Source organism: Acaryochloris sp. IP29b_bin.137, from assembly GCF_028285745.1.
Lineage (GTDB): Bacteria > Cyanobacteriota > Cyanobacteriia > Thermosynechococcales > Thermosynechococcaceae > Acaryochloris.
Genome location: NZ_JANQOP010000161.1, coordinates 1 through 4,465, shown reverse-complemented (window position 1 = coordinate 4,465; position 4,465 = coordinate 1). Strand labels below are relative to the sequence as shown.

Annotated in this window: 5 protein-coding genes and 1 other RNA gene; 3 read left to right on the top strand and 3 right to left on the bottom strand. The window is 46.5% G+C overall.

Translation table 11 applies throughout. The features are described from left to right. Together ssrA and Q0991_RS12010 are read left to right on the top strand one after the other, a co-directional pair. Window positions 1-373: a transfer-messenger RNA gene (gene ssrA, locus Q0991_RS12015) on the top strand; the annotation flags it as partial. 150 nt (window positions 374-523) lie between these two features. Next, a complete protein-coding gene (locus Q0991_RS12010; RefSeq protein ID WP_299488795.1) occupies window positions 524-1,720 on the top strand; it encodes an integrase arm-type DNA-binding domain-containing protein in 1,197 nt (398 codons plus the stop codon). A gap of 105 nt (window positions 1,721-1,825) precedes the next feature. Here the strand turns inward: Q0991_RS12010 and Q0991_RS12005 are convergent, their stop codons facing one another. Then, window positions 1,826-2,185: an XRE family transcriptional regulator gene (locus Q0991_RS12005; RefSeq protein WP_299488792.1), complete on the bottom strand. Its 360-nt coding sequence runs from the start codon at window positions 2,183-2,185 to the stop codon at window positions 1,826-1,828. 241 nt (window positions 2,186-2,426) lie between these two features. On the opposite strand from Q0991_RS12005, the gene Q0991_RS12000 reads away from it, so the two are divergent. Beyond that, on the top strand, window positions 2,427-3,563 hold the full coding sequence (locus Q0991_RS12000) for a sigma factor (protein WP_299488789.1): 1,137 nt from the start codon (window positions 2,427-2,429) through the stop codon (window positions 3,561-3,563). A gap of 6 nt (window positions 3,564-3,569) precedes the next feature. Here Q0991_RS12000 and Q0991_RS11995 read toward each other — a convergent pair whose 3' ends face one another. Together Q0991_RS11995 and Q0991_RS11990 are read right to left on the bottom strand one after the other, a co-directional pair. Continuing rightward, window positions 3,570-4,022, bottom strand: coding sequence for a hypothetical protein (locus Q0991_RS11995; protein WP_299488786.1), 453 nt, complete (start codon window positions 4,020-4,022; stop codon window positions 3,570-3,572). 9 nt (window positions 4,023-4,031) lie between these two features. Beyond that, window positions 4,032-4,465, bottom strand: a 434-nt coding sequence (locus Q0991_RS11990; protein ID WP_299488783.1) for a hypothetical protein, incomplete at its 5' end; no start/stop codon positions are given.

Below are 4,465 nucleotides of genomic sequence, written 5' to 3'. Positions count from 1 at the left end.
GTTTTAGCAAACGTAGCCTCATGATTCAGGCCGAGAGTGAGTCGTCTCTCGCAAATAAAAGGCTCAAAACATCGTACATGCGAACAACATCGTATCTTTTGCTCGTCCGCGTACAGCTGCTGCTGTCGCCTAAAAAACCTAACTTGGTTTGAGCATCTGTAGATTGACTCCGTTAAGGTCTATGGATAAACCCCAACGGATGCACAACTAGGGTTTCTCTGTTGGCCCTCTTTGTTAAGACTCCCGACAGAGCATCCCATCGTCCGGGATAAGTGACGATTCCTGCTTTGAGGATTAGATAAGCTAAGCCTGTGAATGAATGAGGAGCTAATAGCTAGGGCGGACACGGGTTCGACTCCCGTCAGCTCCATTTTTTAGTAGTTCGAGACAGTTCGAGATTGTCCGGGAAAACCAGACACAGAGGTCGTTTTAGCCGTTCTCTAGTCCGAGATTGTCCGAGATTGTTCGATAACATCAGGGGGTATATGGGGGTACGATTGGGGGGTATTCCGTATCCTGAACAATGCGTACCCCCAACAAGCTCAGTGACATCCAAATCAGGAACGCCAAACCTAAGGACAAGAACTACAAGTTGTCGGATGGGGGTGGTCTTTTCCTACTCATTACCAAGGCAGGGGGAAAGCTATGGCGCTACAAATATCGATTTGAAGGTAGGGAAAAGTTACTTTCTTTGGGGGGCTACCCTGACATTGGGCTAAAGGAAGCCCGAGAGAGTCACCATGAAGCACGGAAGCTGTTAGCCTCAGGTATCGATCCCTGTGAACACCGCAAAGCTCAAAAGCAATCAGCAGCATTACGATCTGCTAACAGTTTTGAGGTTATTGCTCGGGAATGGTTTAGCCGCTACTCCCAAAACTGGGCTGTTAGTCATAGCAAAACTGTGACTAGAAGACTGGAAAAGGATATCTTCCCTTGGATGGGAGATAGACCTATCTCAGAAATTACAGCGCCAGAGCTTCTGACCGTTATTCGCCAGGTGGAAGAGCGAGGAGCCCTAGAGACGGCTCATAGGGAGCTAAATATTTGCGGACAGGTTTTTCGGTATGCCATTGCTACTGGCAGGGCTGAGAGGGATCCCTCTGGTGATTTGCGCGGTGCTCTCCCCCCAGTGAAGAGTAAACATCTGGCTGCGATTACTGACCCAAAACGGGTGGGTGAGTTGATGCGGATGATCTATGGGTATGAAGGAAGTCTGATTGTTAAATGTGCGCTTAAGCTGGCTCCACTCGTATTCGTCAGACCAGGTGAATTGCGTCAAGCTCTATGGCAGGATTTTGACTGGGATAAAAAAGAATGGCGCTTTACTGTCACCAAAACACATACAGAGCATATCGTCCCGCTGAGCCGTCAATCGGTTTCAATCCTCAAGGAAATCCAATATCTGACGGGCAGAGGGGAGTTTGTTTTCCCAAGTGGAAGGACTCCTTTGAGACCCATGAGCAATAATGCTATTCTCGCTGCCCTGCGATCCCTAGGGATTCCAAAGTCAGAAATGAGCGGGCATGGTTTTCGGGCAATGGCGAGGACCTTGTTGGACGAGGAGCTGAAGGTCAGGCCAGATCTGGTTGAGCATCAACTTGCTCATGCAGTCAAAGACCCACTTGGGCGCGCTTATAACCGTACCCAGTTTTTAGAAGAGCGTCATCAAATGATGCAGCAGTGGGCAGATTACTTGGATAAATTAAGGACTGACGTCTGATCTTTTGTTGCCAATTCCCTAAGTGCATTACATGTGTAGTATTTATGCTACACATGTAATCCTTACTATGAATTAATCACCTTAGGGGCTTAGGCTAACCAGAGCTTATGGCTTCTTCCGTTGCGCTGCCTCAAATCTCTTCAATTCATCAGGTGTAAGCGAAAAGACTATTAAGGTATCTGCCGTTATTAGCGGGGATTCTGGACGTTTGAGGATGTTCAGAGATAGCAGTAATTTGCCTAATTTTTCCTGATCGACTCCAGGCATAGTTACTTTACGTAATCTTGTCACCTGCCTCGGGTGAACATCCATTAATTCTGCTAAATCGCCGGGCTTGATGCCTTCTCTATCCATTATTTCGATTAGCTTCCAAGTGATCACATCGCTGTCCACAATTTTTGATTCTCCCAAGCGTATACACAAAACTCTCCAGATGTCATCTTTTCCGCCACTAATGAGCGTCAAGCACAATAATCTAGTCTAAAAGACATATTCTGTCATTTTATGTATATACTTTATTCATAAGACAGAATACGGAACGCTATGAATCTGACCAAAAACTTTTAACCCCACTAGATTCATATTGATAAAGAAGATGATAGAAAAAATCTAAGTTAGATTTTTCAAAATGTTCAATCGAAATGACATATATGATCTAATAAGACAATATCAGTCAAAAAATACTGATATTTGCACAAAACGACTTTTGGCAGACAAAATAGTTGCAGCCAATGAAGGTCTTTGCGTTCTCAAGACAAAAAAATTCAGGGATTCCGGCGTCGAATGGGATGATTTACTCAACGAAGCCCGAAAAGGTATCCTGCAGGCCATTGAACGATTTAACCTCGATAGAGGTATTCAGTTCTCAACGTATGCCTGTCATTGGATAAACAAGTATTTACGACTAGCCGTTGATAATAATCGATTAATATATCTGCCTGACTCAGCTCAGCGTGTTGCTCGGGAAGCACAAAGAATAATCGATGAGGGCGTTTCTGATGTCAAGGCAATATCTGAAGCTATTGGGAAAACGTCAGAATACGTCCAAGACTGCATCGAGATGTCGCGCGATGTTCAGCGAATTCCAGTCAGCGAGGATGGGACAGAAATGGAGTTCGCTACCCCGATGGACGACTCAGACGAAACTCCAATCCATGCGGCATTAGCAAGATTGGATCCAACCATCGCCGATATCTGCATTAAACGCAATTGTGGTTGGAAGTTTTATGAAATTGCTGAGTACTTTCAATGCTCCGCTCGTCACGCTCAAGAGCTTTACTTTCATGCGCTTGAAACACTAAGAGCGCTTCTCACTCCCGAACCTTCTGTTGAGCAGCAATCTTCCCCAAACCCATATGAAGTAGAGATTCCAACTCAACGACTGGATCGGATGGCAGTTTTCTATACCGTGGGTAAGGTATGTGATCGCATCTATTCAGTAGTGGCTCGATTAGATAATGATCAAGAAAGCCATGCTATTCCTGAAGGAGGAACCTGTGATCTTCATCGTCCCGTCGCGGAATCGTCGAGCCAATTCCCAACACCCTTGCTTCAAGGAATGGCCCATCCCTCATTCCTGATCGGCCCCTTGTTCCCAGCGTTGGGAAACCCATTGGTTAATGCCATTAGACATACCCGCCAACGCATGGGTCGGGTTAAGGGGTTAATAGTCTGCTTTTTATGTTGTCTATCGATAGCAATATTGGCGGGGTGGGCGATCCGCTCTCTGAACTGCGTCGATCTGGTCAATGTCTCAGAAGCACTAGCGGTGTACTCCGCTGAATTACTGGAAAACTTTTGCGTAAAAGTCTTAAAGATTTCTAGTTCGGGGCCATTTCCTTGACCTCGCTCAACGTCTGATTGACCGAATCAAGGCCATCGGATTGATAAAAACAAAGACAAATAACAGCAAACCCCAAACCACTGCTGAGGGAACCAAAGCGTATAGCAATAGATATCCTATCCCCACCGTCAAAAAGCGACGGGCTGAGACATCCGCAACTCTGTGCTTCTTGGGCACATAATCAATCGACCATTCATTGACGTAGGGCCGTTCTGCCCTCACCCAATGGGGTCGTTTATAGAACCCATTCAAGAACTCACCGGGCTTACCATTCGTGATGAGCTGAAAGGCAATGGCTATCGCCGTCCCCACTACCGCAGCGGGGAGAAACTGACCCGTCACATAGAACACAGCTCCACCGCTCAGAATCGCACAGCCGACCATTGCAGCCGTAAATGGATCTAAGCCAAAATACCCTGCACTGTGCCCGATCATCCGGTTGACTCGTCTTCTTGCCATATCTGCCTCCTAGGGCACTAGTCGAGCTAACAGCAGGTCAATCACAACGATGGCTGCCAGGAAAATCACCACCTCAAACACTAGGTCTCCAACCTGTTCCTCCTTGCGAAACCCCGTTACGATCCGAATCCCTCGCACTCCCACGTTGTAAATGAAAAATAACCGAATGGCCCCAATGATGAGGAAATTAACGGGCTGGGCATCGGGAAACACCTGATTTGCATAGCTCTCCCCCTCCGCAAAAAACTGAGCATGAGCCTTTGTCACTTCATGCAGGACCAAATACCCTGTCATGCCTGAAATATAGATGACCCTCTGGGTAAAGACTCTAACGTTGATTCGCTTGCTATAGCAATCAAAGATTGGGTTAGGACACTTTTCTGAAGGCATGATCCACCGCATCCCAAAAATTTTCGAACTGATGACCTGTTTTGCGTAAGCAA

What these genes read in the sequence shown, in the direction of transcription:
- Q0991_RS11995 (WP_299488786.1), bottom strand. Translation starts at nt 4,022, where the DNA reads ATGGCAAGAAGACGAGTCAACCGGATGATCGGGCACAGTGCAGGGTAT.
- Q0991_RS12010 (WP_299488795.1), top strand. Translation starts at nt 524, where the DNA reads ATGCGTACCCCCAACAAGCTCAGTGACATCCAAATCAGGAACGCCAAA.